21 protein-coding genes and 1 pseudogene are annotated in these 19,476 nt (G+C 35.4%); 5 read left to right on the top strand and 17 right to left on the bottom strand.

Features of this window, described 5'->3' with window-relative positions; translation table 11 throughout:
* Nucleotide 1: 1 nt before the first annotated feature.
* The 17 genes and pseudogenes from traN to BUR17_RS17940 all read right to left on the bottom strand — a co-directional run bounded on the left by traN (nt 2) and on the right by BUR17_RS17940 (nt 15,088).
* The gene (gene traN / locus BUR17_RS18020; protein WP_074231901.1) at nt 2-871 is read right to left on the bottom strand and encodes a conjugative transposon protein TraN; all 870 of its coding nucleotides are present in this window, start codon (nt 869-871) and stop codon (nt 2-4) included.
* 4 nt (nt 872-875) lie between these two features.
* Nucleotides 876-2,081 carry a conjugative transposon protein TraM gene (traM, locus tag BUR17_RS18015; RefSeq protein ID WP_074231926.1) on the bottom strand — a complete coding sequence of 402 codons (1,206 nt, stop codon included), beginning with the start codon at nt 2,079-2,081 and terminating at the stop codon, nt 876-878.
* The gene (locus BUR17_RS18010; RefSeq protein ID WP_074231900.1) at nt 2,077-2,430 is read right to left on the bottom strand and encodes a hypothetical protein; all 354 of its coding nucleotides are present in this window, start codon (nt 2,428-2,430) and stop codon (nt 2,077-2,079) included. Before BUR17_RS18010 ends, traM begins: the two co-directional genes overlap by 5 nt.
* 2 nt (nt 2,431-2,432) lie before the next feature.
* A complete protein-coding gene (traK, locus tag BUR17_RS18005) occupies nt 2,433-3,047 on the bottom strand; it encodes a conjugative transposon protein TraK (protein WP_074231899.1) in 615 nt (204 codons plus the stop codon).
* 54 nt (nt 3,048-3,101) lie between these two features.
* Nucleotides 3,102-4,283 (bottom strand): hypothetical protein, encoded by a 1,182-nt coding sequence (locus tag BUR17_RS18000; RefSeq protein WP_228418845.1) that lies wholly within the window; start codon nt 4,281-4,283, stop codon nt 3,102-3,104.
* Nucleotides 4,284-4,339: 56 nt separating this feature from the next.
* Nucleotides 4,340-5,170 carry a hypothetical protein gene (locus tag BUR17_RS17995; RefSeq protein WP_034975929.1) on the bottom strand — a complete coding sequence of 277 codons (831 nt, stop codon included), beginning with the start codon at nt 5,168-5,170 and terminating at the stop codon, nt 4,340-4,342.
* Nucleotides 5,171-5,176: 6 nt separating this feature from the next.
* Nucleotides 5,177-5,845, bottom strand: a complete 669-nt coding sequence (locus BUR17_RS17990; RefSeq protein ID WP_074231897.1) for a hypothetical protein — start codon at nt 5,843-5,845, stop codon at nt 5,177-5,179.
* A gap of 48 nt (nt 5,846-5,893) precedes the next feature.
* The gene (locus BUR17_RS17985) at nt 5,894-6,577 is read right to left on the bottom strand and encodes a hypothetical protein (RefSeq protein WP_074231896.1); all 684 of its coding nucleotides are present in this window, start codon (nt 6,575-6,577) and stop codon (nt 5,894-5,896) included.
* A 10-nt stretch (nt 6,578-6,587) separates the two neighbouring features.
* Complete coding sequence (locus BUR17_RS17980) at nt 6,588-7,256, bottom strand: hypothetical protein (protein WP_074231895.1); 669 nt, start codon at nt 7,254-7,256, stop codon at nt 6,588-6,590.
* A pseudogene (locus tag BUR17_RS17975) lies at nt 7,243-10,316 on the bottom strand (TraG family conjugative transposon ATPase). The gene BUR17_RS17980 and the pseudogene BUR17_RS17975 overlap by 14 nt, the downstream one beginning before the upstream one ends.
* The gene (locus BUR17_RS17970; RefSeq protein ID WP_074231894.1) at nt 10,288-10,602 is read right to left on the bottom strand and encodes a DUF4133 domain-containing protein; all 315 of its coding nucleotides are present in this window, start codon (nt 10,600-10,602) and stop codon (nt 10,288-10,290) included. The pseudogene BUR17_RS17975 and the gene BUR17_RS17970 overlap by 29 nt, the downstream one beginning before the upstream one ends.
* Nucleotide 10,603: 1 nt before the next feature.
* On the bottom strand, nt 10,604-10,924 hold the full coding sequence (locus tag BUR17_RS17965) for a DUF4134 domain-containing protein (protein ID WP_378086794.1): 321 nt from the start codon (nt 10,922-10,924) through the stop codon (nt 10,604-10,606).
* Nucleotides 10,925-11,059: 135 nt separating this feature from the next.
* Nucleotides 11,060-11,653 (bottom strand): hypothetical protein, encoded by a 594-nt coding sequence (locus BUR17_RS17960; RefSeq protein WP_123891965.1) that lies wholly within the window; start codon nt 11,651-11,653, stop codon nt 11,060-11,062.
* Nucleotides 11,654-11,698: 45 nt separating this feature from the next.
* The gene (locus BUR17_RS17955) at nt 11,699-12,349 is read right to left on the bottom strand and encodes a ParA family protein (protein ID WP_034741346.1); all 651 of its coding nucleotides are present in this window, start codon (nt 12,347-12,349) and stop codon (nt 11,699-11,701) included.
* Nucleotides 12,350-12,423: 74 nt separating this feature from the next.
* Nucleotides 12,424-13,914, bottom strand: a complete 1,491-nt coding sequence (locus BUR17_RS17950) for a relaxase/mobilization nuclease domain-containing protein (RefSeq protein ID WP_074231891.1) — start codon at nt 13,912-13,914, stop codon at nt 12,424-12,426.
* Entirely contained in the window at nt 13,911-14,135 is a 225-nt protein-coding gene (locus BUR17_RS21100; protein WP_228418842.1) for a hypothetical protein, read from the bottom strand. Before BUR17_RS21100 ends, BUR17_RS17950 begins: the two co-directional genes overlap by 4 nt.
* 140 nt (nt 14,136-14,275) lie before the next feature.
* Nucleotides 14,276-15,088 carry a hypothetical protein gene (locus tag BUR17_RS17940; protein WP_074231890.1) on the bottom strand — a complete coding sequence of 271 codons (813 nt, stop codon included), beginning with the start codon at nt 15,086-15,088 and terminating at the stop codon, nt 14,276-14,278.
* A gap of 1,074 nt (nt 15,089-16,162) precedes the next feature.
* On the opposite strand from BUR17_RS17940, the gene BUR17_RS17930 reads away from it, so the two are divergent.
* The 5 genes from BUR17_RS17930 (at nt 16,163) to BUR17_RS17910 (ending at nt 19,476) form a co-directional block, all read left to right on the top strand.
* Entirely contained in the window at nt 16,163-16,492 is a 330-nt protein-coding gene (locus BUR17_RS17930; RefSeq protein WP_028122609.1) for an ArsR/SmtB family transcription factor, read from the top strand.
* A 59-nt stretch (nt 16,493-16,551) separates the two neighbouring features.
* A complete protein-coding gene (locus tag BUR17_RS17925; RefSeq protein ID WP_028122608.1) occupies nt 16,552-17,016 on the top strand; it encodes a DUF6428 family protein in 465 nt (154 codons plus the stop codon).
* A 19-nt stretch (nt 17,017-17,035) separates the two neighbouring features.
* Nucleotides 17,036-17,650, top strand: a complete 615-nt coding sequence (locus BUR17_RS17920; RefSeq protein ID WP_034741354.1) for an arsenate-mycothiol transferase ArsC — start codon at nt 17,036-17,038, stop codon at nt 17,648-17,650.
* Between the two features lie 3 nt (nt 17,651-17,653).
* Nucleotides 17,654-18,697: an ACR3 family arsenite efflux transporter gene (arsB, locus tag BUR17_RS17915; RefSeq protein WP_034741357.1), complete on the top strand. Its 1,044-nt coding sequence runs from the start codon at nt 17,654-17,656 to the stop codon at nt 18,695-18,697.
* A gap of 215 nt (nt 18,698-18,912) precedes the next feature.
* Nucleotides 18,913-19,476 carry a helix-turn-helix domain-containing protein gene (locus BUR17_RS17910; protein WP_028122606.1) on the top strand — a complete coding sequence of 188 codons (564 nt, stop codon included), beginning with the start codon at nt 18,913-18,915 and terminating at the stop codon, nt 19,474-19,476.

Here is a 19,476-nt window from a genome sequence, read left to right as displayed (position 1 = left end):
ATTAAAAGGTATCGGCTTTCAGAATTTCAGAATAGTTCACCTTCATTTCTATGGTGCGTCCAGAGAGTTGCTCTTCAATGAGACGGATCATCATTACTTTGCTATTTGGATAAGTGAATTTTTTGAAAACATAGATATTTCTGAAATTTTTCCTGAAGTGTTTTTGAGGATTGAGTTGTAAAATTGGGGTAAGATCTACACTTTGATTGTTTGTTGCTTTATGTATTTTCTTGTCTTCTAAAGAGAATTTCAAGTCCTCAATATCGTAGCTCAGATTAGAATTGTTTTTGATGGTCATATCCAAAAAGATGTAATCACTGATTACATAGACATTATTGAGTTGAAAGCTGAGTTTTAGATTCTTCTCTTCCCTTATTGGATTTATCTCAGATTTTTTTTTAATAATATCCATTGCAAATTTTCTCAATTCAAGATTTGAAAAAACCATTTTTTCAAATTCTACAGGTTGCATCGCTTCGGGTTGAATATGGATATTGGTAATCGTATTGAGGTTGTCCTGGTTTCTGTAAACAACTTTGTACTGTGCGATGAAAGATTGCGCAACAACGGTTATCACTCCAATTTTATCTCCATTAAAAAAAACGGAAGGTGTTTTGATTTTTCCTTTCTCATCAGAATCAGGATGGTCTGTGATTTTTATTCTGGCAATATTGGAAGCTGGTAAATCTCCAGTCAGTTTTTCTGTTGACAGATCCACATACTGAATCGGTTCCGGCGAAATAATATGCAGGTTGATACCTTCAGTAATTTCAATTTCCGGTAAATCGGAAATAATTTGTTCTTTGCTTGCAGTTTGTGCAGTGAGTAAGTTTGCTGCGAAAATTAAAAGGGTGTATAATAACGTTTTCATTGTTTTATTTTTTTTGGTTTTGTGAATCTTTCAATTGTTTTTCGTCGATTAAAAAGACATAAGAATTGTACTTCAATTTTGCTTTGTTCTCTTTGATCAGGTTGGCAATAGATTTGGAGGTTGATGTAAACAGGCTGGATCCAATACTTGAGAAGAATCCTTTTCCGCCCATATCCATTTGAGTTCCTTGTACGGAGTTACTTCCCATTTCCCTCATCATATCTCTGAAAATACTTTGCGGAACGTACAGTCCTTTCATACCGTCAACATCGTAAATGGATAGATTGACAGGGTAGATTTCCCCTTTGGTAAAGACTGAAACAATATTGAGATTGACTCTTTGCATTGAAAATCCTGAGATTTGACCATATAATATCGAACCTTTGATTATTTTTATGTTTCCGACAAAAATGTCTTCCAACAAGCGGAACCTGATTCTGCTGCCCAGAAAGCCTTTGTTATTTTCGTCAATGACCGCTTTGATAAAACTGTTATCTTTCTCCTTATAGAAAGCATTAAAACCGCTGTTTATTCCGGATTTGCTTACATTGAAAGTTGAATTGAGAAAATCGTCCATCTTATCCTTATTTGATTTCAATCTCTGTTCTGCGGCAAGTTTACTTTGGTACTCAGGGTCACGGGATTTTTCTAAAGAATCCATCACGAGCATTTGTTCTTTCAGATATTTTACAGGGTCTGGTTGGACACTTTGTGTCTTTTCTTTTGGTGTATCAGCGTATTTATCTTCTTGGTCTCCGTAAGATTTGTCATTCAGCATTTTGATGATCTCCGAAGACCTGTTGTAATCTTTATCGTCACTTTGTGATTGATTTGGTTTGTAATAGGAGGATTGATTTCCTTTCGCCTCATATTGATTTTGTCTGCCATTGACTGCTTTTAATGAATCTATTTTCCTTTTTTGTGCTAAGGACAGTTGATCATCATAGTTCAGTAAACTATCCTCTTCTTTGTCCAAACCACCAAGCATCGTTCGGTTGTCCTCTTTTTTGAAAAACGCATCGTAAGCATCATTTTTGGTCATAATGGAATCCTGCGTATCCCCCAGTGAAAGAGATAATTCTTTTGGCTTGTCTTTTTCGGACGTGTCTTCTTTGACAAACTGCGCTCCTACATATCCGAAAAGAAAAAGAAACGGTAAAGCCAGAAGTGGCAGAACATATTTTTTTTCTTTAAAATTTATTTTTTTAATGTCCATTTTTTAGTTTTTGGTATTGGTTAAACAAGTAGTCAATTCGTAAGCTGTCTTCTTTTTTCAAAGCATTTTGGTCTCTTTTTACTTTTAAAGCTTTCAGTTCGTTTACAATCTTCTCCATCTCTTTATCATTATTTAAGGATTGATTTTGACTCATCTTACTCTTAGAATAGAGGACTGGAGGTCTTATTTTGAACGTAGTGTCGGAAGAGAAAAAGACACCTTGAATGAGAGACCCAATAAATGAAACCGACAGTAGAATCATTGAATACGTAAAGAATTTCTTTGGATTTTGAACTGCCCACTGAAGCCATTTCTGACCCTTTTGTTTTAATGTAGTTTCCATTTTTAATAAGAGTTTTTATTTTGATTGGATATTTCTTCGTTATTGATGATTCGCCAGTTTTTAAGAATCACACCGTGGGGATTATTGGGGCTTCTAATGATGTCTTCAAAGAAACCTTCGGTGATGAGCTTCCTCGTAATGACAGAAGATTTTCGTGTGATCATCTGTTTCCCGAAAAAAGAGAATTTCTTCTGTTCCATATTGAGTGCAATTGAATCAGTATGAATACTTACCATCGAACTGGAGGCAATGATCTGATTGTAAAAACCTTTTTCCTTTAGGTTTGTATATTCCTTTTTTCCGCTGTCATCGATGAGATACAATGACTTTTGAATATTATCCTTGATATAGGTATCATCTGGTGCGAGCGTGAAAAACAATCGGTGGAATAATTCAATTTGAGCTTTGTATTCAACAGGTCGGTTCAGCAGGACATCTGTCTGCTTGGCAAGAACCGGAACACCATTGTCTAAAATGTAAATTGATTTTCTGGAATCCTCGATCATTCTGTATGCAAAGAAAAATCCGGCTATGACAATAAAAACAGCAAAAGCAATGGTAGATAATGAAATGACCTTGTTGATCTTGATTCTTTGTTCTATATTTTTGATAAGCATCTTTATTTTAGTTGTTGGTTGATAGTGTTAGGTTGTTGGTCATGCGTAAAACATTTATTTTCCGTTTTTCATCGCTTCCTTAACCCTTCCCGAAGCGGAACCTGCTGCTGCACTTGCTGCTACTGAAGCACCTCCTGTTTTAGCTGCCAAGATTGCTGTTTTAGCACTACTTGCCATTTTTCCTGCGGCACTTTTCATTTTCGTCATCGCCCCGGCTCCTCCTGCTGAAACAATACTGTCGGCAATAGTTGGAGTCATTAAAACCCCGATACCTGTTACAACATAGGCAACACAGGTAAAGAGCTGGTTATAGATCATTCCCGAATTACTCACATAGACCATTAAAGCGTCTAAGTTGGTAATGGTTCCATTGGATAATAAGGTATCATACCTTTCGATCTCCATTGTATAACCGGAAGCGATCAATTGCTGACCGATGTTGATGATCGTGTAGGCAACAAAAGTGTAAAGATTAATGTTGATGAATTTTGAGACCCAACTGTATAATGAATTTTCAAATCCGGGAATAAGAGCCATTCCAACAGCTATCGGTCCCAAAATAATTAAAATGTAAGACCATATTTTCTGAATGAAGAAAATGAGATACACGCAAATGCGTAGAATCGACAGGCAAACAAACTCAATGAGTTCCGCGACTAATTTTTGCATTTGGAATTCCATTCTTATCGACCATTCCTTGATGGGCTGAATGAGTTTATCCAATCCTTCGCTGATGTCATACCAAGAATCATCCGCATCTTCAGTAGTATTCTCAATGACTTCCTGTTTGGCATCTTCTTCCGCCTTTAATTTGATGACAGCATCGAGTAATTGCTGCTGCTTCTTAAATCTCTCGACCCTTAAGTCGTTAACTTCTGATTCTATCTCGCTGAAAATTGATATTCCGGGCTCGGCAATGGCTTCAAATGGTGCCTGAATCATACTGACAAATCCGCTCCAATAAACAAGCGTAAATCCAATAAGAATTGGTTTCAGCATCGGTGTGATTTCCCATTCTCTGTCTCCGGCAGCCATTTGCCAGCCCATGTACCCGAGGTACATCAGAGCGCCTAAACCGCCTATTGCTTTTCCTACCAAAGCTGAACCGGCGGCGCTATCCTGCACACTGTTGTCCAGTTTTGTAAAAACTTCCATAAACCACTTTTCAAAGGCACCATCTCCCTTTAAAAATTGGAGTAGATTGCTGTAATCACCGTCTGTCTGGGCGAAACCCATAACAGGTAAAAGAATTGTTAATAAGCAAAAAGTTAATGTTATCGTTTTATTCATTTTTAAAATCGGTGTTTATAATGATTCATCAAATTTTGAACAATTTGCTGGTCTGAAGCGGGTGTCCAACCAGGTGGCAAAGCATAATTTGAATGGTTCTTTAAAATATTTTTGTAATCTGTAAGAAGTGTTGTCTTGTTATTGTAATCCCTTAACTCTCGCACAAATTTTCTCCATTTAATAAGGGTTTCGTGGTACATAATGAACCGTTTTCCTCTTGGCATATCCATACTTCTGGACATTGCGTATTTTTCTTTGATGAGATCCAGCTCTTCCTTAAGCCTTCTAATGGTTCCTGTCGTATTGAGCGTTTCAAACGTTTGTTGGTCTTTCAATCTCCATTCAATAAAATTTTGTGGATGGTCGGGGAATTCGGTAATTGGTTTTAACATTCGTTTGTAATACAAAAGCCAAAGAGGATCGGCATCAACAGTAGCGGACGTCCAATGGGCAAAATCCTGAACACTTCTTTTATGAATGGTATCTGAAGCTGCTTTTATTTTTTTTGCTTCTTCCTCCTGAAATTTTAACTGGGCGAATCTCTGATTTTGCACCCCTGTAGGTTTTAATGGTCGAATATCTTCACCGTCTTTATAATCCCTGTTGATCTTTGGAGCCCATATTCCCCAGACTGTTGCGTAGGCAAAATTGGTTTGGATTCCCAAAAAATATTTTGGATATGGTCTCCAATCTCCCCAATCTTGAAAGACAATTCTTTTATGTTGAGCAACAATGGAAGGGTCATTCAATCTCTTTACACTCAATTGTCCAAACACAGTGGCTGTAAAAAAGAGCAACTGAAATAGACTGATTTTTTTTAGTAGATTTCCCATAATTTTTTAATTAAAGAGGTAATGGTATTTAGTGATGATGTCGCCAACAATGGCTTTGTCTATATTGATGTAATTGCGGAGAACCTGAACCTGATACAGATAAGGGATTTTCTTGGCATTCTCTAACCGTAAATTGATGTACAGAATATTTCCGTTGATATTTCTGACACGGGTAAATATCTTTTCAATAAGCATTTCCCTATCCATTGCATCCATCAGAAAATCTTTGTCTTCATTGAGAATATCCTGGGTAACTTCCTGCTGAAGCTTCATCGTCTGCTTGCCTATTTCAACATAATATTTTGAAATGAGTACGGAATATTCAGGATGCTGCGCTGATAGATCCAGCATTTTATTGGAGTTCGTCACTATTTTACCTAAATATTGATAGAGATAAATAAGTTTCTTGCTCTGGGTCAAAGCTGAATTCACATTTTTCAGTTGTTGATAGATATACTCCTGAATGGCTATGATCTGCGTGATTTTATTGTTGATGTCATCATACAATTCTTTTTGCTTTTCATAGGAATCCAAAAAAGCTTGTTCGCTTCCCAATCGAACACCGTGATTTACGGTGATCTGCGAAAGGAGTTTATCATTAATGACTATTTGCTGGCTTTTTACCGATGCAACGGAGAAGAATAAAACTCCGGAAAGAAATATTTTTTTGCTCATATCATTATTACTTTTTTGCTATAGAATTTGCGAATCTTTGATTTCATTTTAGAAAGATTTGATGTTATCCATTATGCTTTCAACTACTTGCTTATCTCTATTGACATAATATTGAAAGGCTCTTTTATTACGTTTTACTTTGGCTTTGATATCTCTAATTTTCAAAAGCATATGAGTAGAATTTCTGCTTATTGCTTTTACTTCATCTAAAGCATAGTCTAATAATACTTTACGTTCTGATTTTTCCATTTGGTTAATAGCTCCGTAAGACAAAATGATCCCTGTTATTAGCCGTGTTACCATTTGCAGGTCATCAACAAACTGAACCTGAGAAGGCAATACCGCAATAATTGAATAAGGAGCATCGTTTATTTCATTGATAATGGCGGATTGATTGTTTGTTATTTTCGTTATTTCCCTGCTCATTGCTATTCCGGTCGGTACAGCCTGAATAGCAAATGAAACAATCCTAAGCCGATCTTGTATCTTTGTAATCTTTTCCTTGAATTGATTCCATTGGGCTCTGTTGGCTGTTTCTACGGTGGTATTGGCTATTTGTTTTTGCCGCATTTCTTTTTGTCTGTCGTGTTCTTTCATCGTCGCATTAATTACAATATCCATCATCGGAAAGGAAACGTTTTCCTGCTGCCAAGCCGGTGTAGAACCACCGCCGGAAGAAGTCAGCACGATATAAACCATTGGAATCAGTAGAATTTGAAAAACTTTCTTCATCGTATGATTTTTAAAAATTCCGTTTATATCTGTTCATTATGTTTTCAACAATACCTTTGTCTGTATTGATGTATCCTGCAAATGGATTAATGGAATTCCAAAATCCCAATCGATTGGCTTTTTCAAGTCTTAACTTAATCGCCAAAAGCCACAGTTTCAGATTTTTTACATTCTCGGAAATATTATGAAGAATTTTGTATCGATCTCCTGCGGTAGCAAGATTAAGTTCTCCAGATGCGAGAATATCTGATACATCGGTAACAATTTTTAGACTTTGCTCGTAGGTTTTCTGCGAAGCCTTCACACCGAATATCGCATACTCAGGTTGCTGTGATGCTAATTGTACCACTTGTGATGAATAATTGTAGCATTTATTGAGTTCAGAATAGATTTCCTGTGCCTGAATTCCGTTTTGTAATGTCCCTGAAACTTCTTTTAATCCCTTCAGTATTTTATTCTGAATATCATTGGCGACCACCATTTTAGTTCCCACCCAAGTTTGTGCGTCCTTTAATTTTGAAGTTTCTTCGATGACTTCATTCTGTTTGGCTTTTAGATTTTCTGAATAGAGAATCATTGCTGCCGTTACCGTTGGGTCGATGTAAGTGTTTTGAGCGAATCCCATTGTCCCCCAAAGTGGGAAAAGCAGCATTGCTATTTTGAGACTAAATTTTTTCATATAGCTCTTGTTTTTGGTTGATTAATTCTAAAAAGCTGAGATTTCGGTCTTCTAATTCCTGAGAGATGATTTTGAAAACATTCCTTCCTTTGTGTTCATTTTTCATCATTCTGTAAAAAGAATTGATTTTTTGATCCAAAGGATTTTGATATAAATTCACGAGTGATACAAAGTTTTCGAGGCTATCTCCAAAGGTTTTCAAATCACCGACTAACCTGCGTAATGCTTCATCATAGTTTCCGTATTTCTGAACATAATATTCAACAGCTGATTTTTCAGGCTTTTCTGTAGTGTAGGTTAAATACTGCTCCAAGGACACTTCATTTCCATAGACTTCGCCTTTTGAACCTCTTTTCAGATAAAATTCTTTGAATCGGCTTCTCCCGAATTTGTTGTTCAGATTATTGATGGTGAAAATCTTGTTTTGCTCTACTTTATTGAGCGAAAGCAATGATGCGATTTTGTCGAAATTATCTTTGAACTTCGTCTGATCCAACAAAATAAAAGTGTCGGAATTATTGATGATGGAATCTTTTACCACAGCATTTCCAATAATATCGTCCAGTTCCTGAGTTACAACCACAGCTTCACCCCAGAACTTTCTTACTGTTTTGTATAAATAGAGAATGTATCCACCCATTAATTTACTTGCAATTGCCTTCCACGCTTCCTCAATTATTAAGGCTTTTCTACGCTCTTGTCTAAGCCTCATTTTCTGAATGAAAGTATCCATAATAATGAGCGTCACGATCGGAAAGAGTTTGGGATTATCTTTTACGTTGTCAATTTCAAAAACGATGAATGTTTCATCAAAAAGCGTATTGTCTGCACTTTCATTTAAAGTCGTTCCGTACCTTCCGCCTTTGTAAAAATCTTTCAGTACAAATAAAAAGGTGCGCAGATTAAACTCTTTCTCTATAATATTATGTTTCTTATTATTCAGGTAGATAGGAAGAAATTGATCGCAATAATCATAAAACCCATTGAACGAAAGTTCAGTTACGACCAGCTTTTCTTCCAGTTCTTTGATTTTCCTGATGATCGCTTTTCTAAAGGATTCGTTCCATTCTTCAGCTGATCCAGGCTGCTTGATGATATCGTTCGACTTGATTAAAATCAACTGCGTCTCATTATATATTTTCCTTCTTTCTTCATCGTTCAGAGTGTCATACGCTTCATAAACTTTATAGAAATTTTCGCTTTCATATTCCGGGTTATTGATATTCTTGTCGGGATGATAAAATTTCAATAATTTTCTTCCCGCTTCCTTTATTTCATCGGAACTGGCATCGAAAGTAATTCCCAAAATGTCATAGTAAGTATGCTGTCCTTTGGCTTCGTTTTCATATTCATAAAAAAGATCATCTTCGTGTATGTTATATTTACTCAGATAGAGAATGAGTTCTTCAGAAGTTTTATTTTCATACCACTGTGTTCCTGAGTTGAAATACTGATGGTAATACGACATCAACACATTGTCTAAAATGGATTTTTGTGCGGATGACATTGAAGAATCCGGACCTTGCCAGATAAGGAAGATCAGGTTGGTTAAAAATTCAATTTTCTCAATGTTAAATTCTTTCTTATCCATCAGAAAAGGATTCATAGTAATCGGTTTTTCTTCGGTGTATTGGATGTATCTTCCTCCCTTATATTTGCAGGTTCCCGAATAAGAATCTCCTGTATCAACAATCACTACATCATAATTGCAGGTCAAATACTGCTCGATAATATTGTTCATCAAAAAACTTTTGCCTGACCCACTAGGTCCGAGAACGAACTTATTTCTGTTATTAATTCTTCCGGTTTTCATCGGTAAATCCGAAGGATCTACTTTTAGCGGAACGCCTTGTCTATCGGTAAATCTTAAATAGAAATTGGATTCTTCATTGACCGGGTAACTTTCTTTAAAAAAAAACACAAGGCCGCTTCGCTTGTCGTCATAAATAAATCGTATTCCCTCAGTTCTGTTCCATTGCCCGGAATGGCTGCTCGCCAGAGTTCCAATTGGTTGTAGGCATTTTTAGAAACGATGATTCCTTTCGTAAAAAGCTTATTTTCAATCATCGACTGAATGTTCTCCATTTTTTCCAATGTCTGTGCTGAAAAAAGGATGGAAAAATGGGCATTCACAACGAGCTGTCCATCAATCGCTATATTATGAAGCAGGGTCTGAATTTCATCTGCTATGATCGCATTGGAAGGAGAATTATTGGCTGCTCCTTCGTGCTTTTTCTTTTTTTTATCAAGCTCCCTTTGCTGTTGTGCCTGAAGCGGAATGGTAATGATCTGATTGTAGACAATCGTTTCGTAGTCTTCCAGTTCATTGATAAAACTAAAATTATCTACTGCTGTTTCTGCTGCGGCACCATTGCCGCCGAGAATAGAATAAGGTTCAATTTCCGATGGTAAATCGATGTTTTCGACATCCACGTAAGAGATGTTTTTTACAAACCTTTTTCCTATTTGTAAAAATTCGTTGGTACTCTTTATATTATCAAATGTTGGAGATTCGGAAAACTGCATCGATAGAACCCCGGAAATGTAGTACTCAAAATCTTTCTCAAATAAAAACTCAGGTTCACAATTGTTCTGTTTTAATAGCATCAAAACTTTCTGGCATTTATCCCGTAGTTCCTTATAGCTTTTATCAGAAAAATGATAATGCTTCATTTTCTTTTTCAGCTTATCATCTACAATATCAGTAAAGAGAAGTACGGTCTCAATAGTTTTGAAAAGTCTGCCCTCAAAATGCTCCGAATATTTTTGTTGTAGAAATTGGTTGGATTGCTCGGCAGCATATTTCTTCTTGGAAAAGATATCGAGCTTCTGAACAATTCTTCCTTCTCCAATGATTGATACCACCTGATTTAAAACCGTGTGGAAATTGAGATAGCTATCCGGGTCTGCCGAATATTGCTCAACAATATTTTTTATTTTGATCCCGATAATAGGATTCCCGTACTGTCCGAAAAGAACATCAAAATCCCAATTGAAATCTTTTCCCTGATCATATCCAATAAATGGGATGCTAAAGGCTTGTTTTTTTATTGTTGCCATTCTTTAAAAGTTTATTATTATGTAACCTTTTTGGAAAAATTAAGATCTGATCGAAGTTTTTGGTTTTGTCATACAAACCATATTTGTCCTGTCTTCTGAAGATGAGATAAACTCCGCCTGCGGTGACTGCAAGACCCAATAAAGAGCCTAAGAGACCGAACTTTGAGAGTACCAATGCTGATATGACCCCGCCTCCGATGACGCCGACTGCATAAAAGATGTATTTTCCTTTGAGTCCGAAGAATACAAGGGGCTTTTTGAGCCCCTTATAAAGGTAGAATCCCATATTAGGCAAAGAATGCTGTTACGAATTCAGGAACGACAATCAAGAAAATCATTGCTCCTCCATAACCAAGGATCTCTTTGTTGACATCCTGATCACCATTGGTCCATTTGTTATACACTCGGAGACCTCCGATAAAACCGACCAATCCTCCTACTGCTTTCAAGATCAGCTTGACCGGATCCCAATAATCAGTGATATCACTTGCTGCATTCGAGATTGCCGTTGCTCCACCTTGGGCAAATGCGGGAGTTATCGCCATAAGTGCCAAGGCTAGGGTTAAAACTTTTTTTGTTGTCACGTTTTTTGTGAAATAATTTTTCATCATAATTCAAAAATTTTATAAAGGGTTAATAATCATTTGAGTGTTAAATTTTGGGCATGGAAGTCCCGGACAACGAATGTAAATCCGCTGTTAAGTCTAATATTCAGTACGTTAGATTTTGTTTAAGTTGGCTAACTACATCGTGGATTGATAAACTTTGTATCCGTCGTAGTTCACAACCATTTGAACCAGGGTTTCAGAAAGATTAAGCATCGCCTTCCATTCTTTTATTCTGGAAGTTTCCTGGTCTGCACTAACTGTGATTGGGTTTTCGCGAATCACTTCGTTAGGTTTCTGATTTTCCTTTTCGGCTGATATTTTTTCCGTCTGGTCAAAATCTACTTCGATTGTTTCAGCTTTTTCAGGATGTGATTGGTTTTCGATTTCCGTGGAATCTTTTTTTAGTGCAATGCCCGGTTCATCCAGATCTTGTTCAGATTCAAATATTTCCCTCAAATACTCCAGATCTTGTCGTTCTTCGTTTCCTTCAGTGATATCAGAATGGATTGCATTTTTATTAAAGGACTTGGGAGTGTTGAGATTTTCTACATCTTCAATCCCTATAGTTGCAGTAAGATCTTCGTACTGTTCAGAAATTTCGGACAATGAAAATTCCTCCGTCTCTTCTTTATAGATTTCTTTTTCTTTTTTCAGAAACAGATCGTATAAAATATTTCCGGCGTAATACGTCAGATAAACAGCCAAGATGCAAAGCGAGATTTTTATCATTTTTACTGAGGTTATAGAGATTAATACTTAGGTATATTTTTTATTTCAAAGGGTGATCTTCAATGTTTGATTAATATATTCTATCAATTCATCGAAAGATTTTCTTACCCCATATTTTTGTTCGTAGGTCAGCTTTCTGGTATCAATCTTTTGTAGACAGTTTTTTTTGAATACAGGATTTTCCAGTAGCAATCCGAATTTTTTCAGCTCAATGTCCATTCCTTCCTGATTCAGATACTTGTAGCCTTTATCATACTTGGAACGGATAAATACTCTTTCAGCCTCACTTTCCAATAGTCCCAGCATATTGATAAAGACCAATGTGGACTTGACAGAAACATCTGAATACTCAAACGGGATCACGATAAAATCACTGTAAATGAGCAGATCGCTATATTTTGCATCGAGTGTTCCTGCCAAGTCAAAAAGGTTGATGTCATCGCTATCTTTTAAATTAATGAGGGTCTCAAAGTCTGAAAATGGCTGTTGGTCATCATCGCCAATAATTTCCACTTCATACAATTTCGGACTTTCCGATAATTCATCATCTTTCCATTTGTAGTAAAATGATTTCTGATAATCAAAATCAAAAACATTGATTTTCCTTTCCGAAATTGCCGAAATGTAATTGGCAAAAGCGATGGCTAAAGTTGTTTTTCCGGTTCCTCCTTTTTGTGTAGCAAATGTTATGATCATTGGATTTAGTTTATGTTTCTAACTGATTGTTGTTGGACCGAAGATGATTTTTATATCAGCCGACAACCATCATTTTATCGTCTTTTTTTTCGTCTTTTTTTGAGCTCATTTTCGACAGGGTCTTTTGCAGTTCCTGAACTTTTCATCAACTCAAACAGCAGTTCATCAACTGCTTTGTTTAATTTTGTTTTCTCATTATTTTCAGTCCGGTTTTCTGCCTGCACTTCATTTACGCCTGTCGGATTCAGAAATTTTTGATACTCCTTTTCCCCAATTAATGATTGGAGCTCTCCGATATAATGGAACCGAGTATGAACCGCATACAGCTTTCCGTCTTCAGCCCTGGTTATGGAAATATCCTTTTTTTCATCATTTGTGTTTTTTTGATTTTTAATGAAACTTTTGACTTCAAACTGAACTTTTCGATAGGTTTCCAAATCTTTCTTTCCTCGGTTTTCAAAAAGCATAAAGCCCTTGATCTCTATTTCCGGATATTTTTTATTTAAAAATTCAAGCAATATTTTTTTTGATTCCTGGTTCGGAATATTATAATCTTTCAGGATTTCAAAAGTCTTCTTATCTAGCTTGTCAGAAGTAAATTCAAACACTTCATTCATTTTCAGTAGATCACTTCCTTTATAGACTTTTCCTGTTTTATGGTCGATCACGGTGTAGCCAAAAGGATTTTTATCTTCTTTATGATGGAAAACCACATCGATCCCGAAAACATCTTTCAGCTTCTTTTGGAGTTCACTTTCAAAACTGATTTTTATTTTTAAATTATTTTCTCGTAATTTTTCTTTTGGGAGCATTGACTCCTTTTTTCTGTCATCTTCCACCTTGAAAACCTTGGTGGAATACAATTGTTTGTATTTGCTTAATATGGCTTTGATCTGCTTTGCCCTTTTATCATTTTTACTGTTATCAAAAACAATCTGATTTCCTGAAAGTGTTTGCTGTATTACTCCGTTTTTTAAAATGTTAAAAGAATTTATATCATCTGTGTTTTTGCCTATCTTATAACCATTTCTGCTGAGTAAAGTTTCCAACTGATTGAGCGAACTTATTTTATAGTTCAACAGTTTGCCAAGTTCTTCTTCCGGTTTCTGACCATACAATTTTTCAATTGTAACGCTTAAAGCTTTTTGGGCTTTAAGCCTTTCATAACTATCATTGATCTTTTTCCCTGTCTGTTTATCGACTCTTGTAGTAACTATATGAGCGTGATTATTATCGGTGTCACTATGAAAAACTACAATGAAAGGCTGTCCTCCATATTTCATTTCATCCATAAAATTCTCAGCGATCTTAGTTAGCTCTTCTTTCGAATGTCCTTGAAATTTCGTAGAGATCATCGCATGAAATTGAGGCTTTAATACTTTTTTGTTTCCAATCGAAATAGCTCTCAAATAGTTTCTTACTTCCTCCTTGCTGCTTGATTCGTTAATGAAGGAAGGAAAATTTTTCATCAGCATTAATTCTCCGGTTCCTTTGTCAATTTTCTTATCGTTATAATGAACTCCTGGAAAACTGGGACCTGCCGGATCCATAATCTTAACAATCATCTTGATAGCATTGCGTAGATTTTTGTAAACATTTCGTTCTGTTCTTTCTTCAGAATTATGATCTCTGATAACTTATTCGAAAATTTTCTGATTTCATTTTCGCTGATAAACTTTTGACTATTTGCTATTTTTGCTACCTGATTGATATTGTTTTCAATCTTTCCGAATATGTTATCCTGCTTTTCTATGAACGCTAATACTTTTCTTCTCTCGTTGTCCATAAGCCTATTTTCAACAGAATTAACAATTAGACTTGTTAAAGAGATTTTTTTTTCTGAACAGGCTTTTTTCCACTTTTCTTTTTGGATGATGGAAATCCTTATTTTAATGTAATGTTTCTTCTTAATATCCGTCTTATTTATCATTCAATTACATTCAGATAATTAATCGGAAAAGTGGTCATGCCCTTTATGGTACCGGTAAATTTTTCGATTTGATTTTTCCAAAGAAGTAGATTGAAATCAACGTTCGTTAATGAAATAATGCCCTGCTCTACTCCTGAACTAATTCCATTTGAGTTCCCACTTACTAAAATATTGCTCAGTGAACCCACACTGCCATCCGACATAAAACCTAAATCCCGTAATGGTTTTGAAAGATTCAGTATTACGTAGCTTGAAGTGATAGGTGTTGAACAAATTATACTGACATCTAAATAGCCAATTGTTCCTATTCGCCGCGCATCGATTTGCCCAGTTATTCCTAGACCTGATGTTCCTAATCTATATATTTTTGTAGATAATGTATGCTGACGAGGATTTGTAGGAAAAGGAAGGTATGTGTTCCACGAGGATTGTTCAGAAATAGTATTTGCAGAAAGTGTTTCGTCCAATACAATAAGAGCATCGTAATAAGTAGGCTCCTTAAACATCTGATTCCAAAACATACCATTGAAATAGTAGTACCCTTCTTTAACAATATGAATGACTTGACCCAAAAGATTTGATGCAGGTTGAGTCACGTAAACAATGGCACCTTTTTGCAATACTGAATAAGTTTTATTTGCAAGTTGATCACCTGTAATTCTTGGGGGAATTATGCCATCAAAGTGATTGGGCAGATCTGGTTTGCCGACAATATCCAAAGTTGCTGCGGGTGTCTGCGTATTAACTCCAACCTGAGCTTTAACGATAATTGCAAAAACAAATATTAAAAGGTTAAATGATTTTTTCATTTTTGATAAAATTTCTACGGCAAAGTTGTATCATAAAAACCTCTAAAACAATAGTTTTGATGGGAGTTGGGCTAATTAAGAATACTCTGGATGAGTCTAAAATCTATAAAGATTAAAAAAGAATAAATTGGATTAGTTTGGAATCTTAACTTAAATTTCACCTAACATAAAAAAACAAGTTCCGCCGTTTTTTCTCCTTTTTGCAGAAAAGGCAAGATCGTCTTTGTACTCGAAAATTTGCAAAAATTTGTGGGTACAAAGACACATCTTGCTCAAAAAAAGCCGCTTATTTTTCGGAGTTCTGAAAAACGATTAATAGTATTGATAATCAGCAGTTTTGATTCTTTTATTGTTTTTATTGGAAATGTGTGGAAGTGAAGTCTGAGCATACGAAAGTAAATAATAAATCCTTTCAAAGTGATAATTTATCTATCGTATTGTAGATCAAATCGTAAGGATTTTGACCTGTACTTATCTTAAGCAGGTGACCTGTATATGATTTACGCAGGTATGAACTCCAGCTGTATGTGTATTACGCAGGTTTGATGATCGGCATGATTCTATTTTATGATGATGATCTGTATCTTATTTACACAGGTATGAATTTAAAGCTGTATTTATTTTATGCAGGTTGATGACTAGTATAATCCTTTTTATACAGTTTGCAGGGAAAGCTACAGCAGAGTTCACAATACATTCCGTCAAATTAAAAAAGGGAAGAGAACCTGACATCCCCTCAAAGCTTTTTTGTTCGGAAAAACGTAGGACTTTAGACTTTGGAATTGCGTTTTGCAAAAAAGCGAAGTGGCTTTGAAAGGACATCCAACAAAACCAACCCTAAAAGCAACCGCCATCATTGCCCGGAAATCAACAACAGGATATCTTTACTGAATTACCGCCAGATAAAAATAAACATTGTAAATATTATTGAAAATGAAAAAGAGCGGATAAAAAAAATGATCCGAATTTGCAACATTTGGTGCAACAGGGGTAAACTTCACTAAATATTTTTTTAAACAATTTTGGTAGTTAAAATATTAATCGTAATATTGCGATGTATAATTTTTGATAAAAATGGGAGTTACAAAAACTGAAATATACACGGAACAGCAGAACCGTTTAGCAACTTCGCTAAAGGCATTGGCTCATCCTGCACGCATAGCTATCCTGCAATATATCATTAAACAAAATGCCTGTATTTGTAATGACTTGGTAGAGGAATTGGGATTGGCACAAGCTACCATTTCGCAGCATTTGAAAGAACTAAAAAACATTGGTATTATCAAAGGAAATATAGAGGGAACCAGTGTATGCTACTGCATTGATGAAAATGTCTGGCAGCAGATTAAGAAGGAACTCAATACTTTCTTTGTTGACGATATAGGTATTGATAAATGTTGCTAAGCATTTATTTTAACCAAATCAATCGTAATAATGCAATATAACAATTAAATAATGAAATTATGAAACTATCAAAAATCAAAGAAATCTTACCAACATTAGAGCATGTTGAATTTCAATTAGAGAACGGAACGTTTGTTCCCGAACATTTCCACGTTACCGAAGTTGGGCAAATCAATAAAATTTTTATTGATTGTGGTGGTGTAATCCGCAATGAAAAAGTTGTCAATTTCCAATTATGGAATGCTGACGATTACGAACATAGATTGAAGCCAACCAAACTATTAAATATCATCAAACTATCCGAAGAAAAATTAGGTATGGAAGATGCCGAAATTGAAGTAGAATATCAAATTGATACTATCGGGAAATATGATTTGGATTTCAACGGAAAAACATTCGTACTGAAAAGTAAAACAACAGCTTGTCTTGCTCAGGATGCTTGCGGTATTCCTGTCGAAAAGCAAAAAATAAAATTATCAGCGTTGAATAATGCTTCCTGCACACCTAATTCAGGATGTTGTTAAACCCTTTAAATCAATCAAAATGTATAAGAATTTAGTTGAAACAATAAACAATGTTACTACTTTTCAAAACATCAGTGAAGAACGCAAAAATATATTACGACCACTGATAGATTTTGTACAGCAAAAAGTAAACAATAGTCAGGAAATAAGTATCAACTTCATTTGTACCCACAATTCCCGAAGAAGCCATTTATCGCAGGTTTGGGCACAGGTAGCAGCAGCACACTATGTTATCCCAAAGGTACATTGTTATTCGGGTGGTACAGAAGAAACGGCATTATTCCCGAAAGTGGCAGAAGCATTGACACATCAGGGATTAAGTATTTTCAAAATAGCAGATACCGACAATCCTGTATATGCCATAAAGTATAGTGATAATTCTTTGCCGATTGTTGGTTTCTCCAAAAAATATGATAGCCCTTTCAATCCTGTATCAGCGTTTGCAGCTATTATGACCTGTTCACAGGCAGACGGCGGATGCCCTTTTATTGCAGGAGCAGAAAAGAGAATACCTATCACATTTGAAGACCCTAAAATTTCAGACAATACACCGGAACAATCAAAGGTCTATGCTGATAGAAGTTTACAGATAGCAACGGAAATGTTCTATGTTTTTTCAATGATTAAAATGTAGCCGATGCAACCAAAACTAAAATTCTTAGACAGATACCTTACCTTATGGATATTCCTTGCAATGGCAGTAGGTATAGGATTGGGATATATTTTTCCCGGTATTTCAAAAATTACAAATGCGCTATCCGTAGGCACTACAAATATTCCGTTGGCAATAGGTTTAATATTGATGATGTATCCGCCATTAGCAAAGGTTGATTATTCATTATTGCCTATGGCGTTTAAGGATAAAAAAGTAATTGGTATATCCTTATTGCTGAATTGGGTTATCGGTACAGTGCTAATGTTCGGGTTAGCCGTTTTATTTTTAAGGAATGAACCCGATTATATGACAGGTTTGATACTGATAGGTTTGGCAAGATGTATCGCAATGGTAATCGTTTGGAGTGATTTAGCTAAAGCAAACAGAGAATATACAGCTATGTTAGTTGCATTAAACAGTATCTTCCAGATATTTACTTACAGTTTTTTAGTATGGTTATTCATCAACGTATTACCTGCAAAATTAGTATTAGCCAATTTCAATGTAAGCGTATCAATGAAAGATGTTACCGAAAGCGTATTGATATATTTAGGTATTCCTTTCTTGGCAGGTTTTTTAAGCCGATACATCCTTGTAAAATCAAAAGGTATAGAATGGTATAACCGGAAATTTGTACCCAAAATATCGCCCATTACATTGTATGCTTTACTGTTTACTATAGTATTGATGTTCAGTCTGAAAGGCGATAAAATAGTAGAGTTGCCAATGGATGTAGTAAAAGTAGCAATACCGTTAATCATCTATTTTATACTTATGTTTTTCGTGAGCTTCTTTATCAATAAATCTCTTAAAGTTCCTTACGATAAAAACGCATCCATCGCATTTACAGCCACAGGAAACAATTTTGAATTGGCAATAGCCGTAGCAATATCGGTTTTCGGTATTCATTCGCCACAGGCATTTGTGGGCGTTATCGGCCCATTGGTGGAAGTTCCTGTACTGATATTATTGGTACGTGCAAGTTTGTGGCTAAAGAAGAAATATTATGACCAAAATGCTCATTGATGCTTTGAATAAAGAAATGATATAAAGAAAGTCAGCAAACTACTTGACCAGTTTTCCATTTGGCAGATATAAATTTAAGCAATATTAAAAATGAAGAATTGGACAACGCAGTGGATAAATACATCAATTGACAACTGTTCTACAATTACAAGAAAATATTAATTGTAATTTTATAGAGCTTATTTTAAGCTAATTTCAAATAAAGCACAAAATATATGACAACACTCTTTATAAAAAATATGGTTTGCAACCGTTGTATTATGGTAGTGCAGAATGAATTGGAGAAGCTTGGATTGACTGTGAAAAATATAAAGCTGGGAGAAGTTACCTTGGATAAAGAATTAGCTGAAAACGTTAAAACCAATTTAGTGCAAGCACTGACTGTATTAGGTTTTGAATTAATAGATGATAAAAAAAGCCGAATTATAGAAAAAATAAAAAATATTATTATTGACCTCGTTCATCATCAGGATGGCGAAACAAAATACAATTTGTCGGATGTTTTAAATAGCAAGATACACCACGACTATAATTATCTCTCTAATTTATTTTCAGAAATTGAAGGCACTACTATCGAAAAATATTTTATTGCCCAAAAAATAGAGAAGGTAAAAGAATTATTGGTATATGATGAACTATCTTTGAGTGAAATTGCTTTCCGTTTAAATTACTCAAGTGTAGCCTATTTAAGCAACCAATTCAAAAAGGTAACAGGACTTACCCCAAGTTATTTCAAGCGAATACGAGAGGATAAAAGAAAACCTTTGGATAAGGTCTAA

This window comes from Chryseobacterium scophthalmum, assembly GCF_900143185.1.
GTDB classification, from domain to species: domain Bacteria; phylum Bacteroidota; class Bacteroidia; order Flavobacteriales; family Weeksellaceae; genus Chryseobacterium; species Chryseobacterium scophthalmum.
This window is presented reverse-complemented; position numbering and strand designations above follow the sequence as displayed.